The organism is Microcystis sp. M53603_WE2, assembly GCF_030065435.1.
The window spans coordinates 1-1,159 of the sequence record NZ_JASJFF010000735.1 but is presented as its reverse complement, the minus strand read 5'-3'; the positions used below and the strand labels follow the sequence as shown (position 1 = coordinate 1,159).

Genomic DNA, 1,159 nt, shown 5'->3' with positions numbered 1-1,159 from the left:
TGGAAAGAGAAAATCTCCCTTAATTTTTATATGGACGATGTGCTTTATGTGCGGCAATTAAACGCGGAAACGGAATTCTATCGGCAGCGATCGGGTATTATTGCCGAAGCAGTGGGAGATTTACGCAAAGTTGCCCACAAAACCACTAAAATCCTAGCCATGGGGGAAGATAAGCAATTTATCGCCGAGATTTGGCATCATTTACAGCAACGCTATCAAAATCAAGATTTATACTTTACCCAATCGAGTCCGACTTTTTTTGAAGTTACCCACGTTGAGGCTACCAAGGGAAGCGCCACCCAATTTTTGGCCGAAGATATCCTAGGATTACAACCGCAAAACGTTATGGCGATCGGTGATAATTTTAATGATGTTTCTATGCTCACCTATGCGGGTGTCGGTGTTGCCATGGGTAATGCTCCCCAAGCTGTTAAGGATCAAGCCGATTGGGTTGCCCCTAGTGTAAACTTAAATGGGGTGGCTGCGGCCTTGGAAAAGTTTGTTTTAATTTGAGGAATGGGGAAGTGGGGAAATGGGGAATTGGGGAATGGGGAGATGGGGAATTGGGGAGATGGGGAATTGGGGGAATTCAACTAAAACCCTACAACCCTAAGACCCTACAACCCTAAAACCCTAACACCCTAAAACCCTTTTCATCGAGAAAATTATGACTATTAATACGCAAACTGTTACGATTTCTAACAAAGATATTGACATAGATGCCTATTTAGCCATTCCCGATCAAGGGGGAATTTATCCGGCAATTATCGTGATTCAGGAAATATTCGGCGTAAACGACCATATTCGCGATGTCACCCGCAGAATTGCCCAAGAAGGCTATATAGCGATCGCTCCTGCCATTTATCAGCGATTCGCTCCTGGTTTTGAAACGGGGTACAGTATGGAAGATATTGAAATCGGTCGTCAGTACAAAGAACAAACCAAAGCAGCCGAATTACTCAGCGATATCCAGGCCACCATCGATTATCTTTATAGTTTGCCACAGGTGCAAAAAACCGGTGTCGGCACGATCGGTTTTTGTTTTGGTGGTCATGTGGTTTATCTTGTCTCCACTCTAGAGGATATCAAAGTTACTGCCTCTTTTTACGGTGCGGGAATCACCACGGGAACCCCCGGGGGTGGTCAAGCGACAGTGAAG

2 protein-coding genes are annotated in these 1,159 nt (G+C 45.0%); both read left to right on the top strand.

Going from position 1 to position 1,159, the window contains the following annotated elements; translation table 11 throughout:
* The coding region (locus PX481_RS15885; protein WP_288094944.1) for an HAD hydrolase family protein at positions 1-513 on the top strand (513 nt) is incomplete at its 5' end.
* 154 nt (positions 514-667) lie between these two features.
* A partial coding sequence (locus tag PX481_RS15880; RefSeq protein WP_288094943.1) for a dienelactone hydrolase family protein occupies positions 668-1,159 on the top strand: 492 nt, incomplete at its 3' end.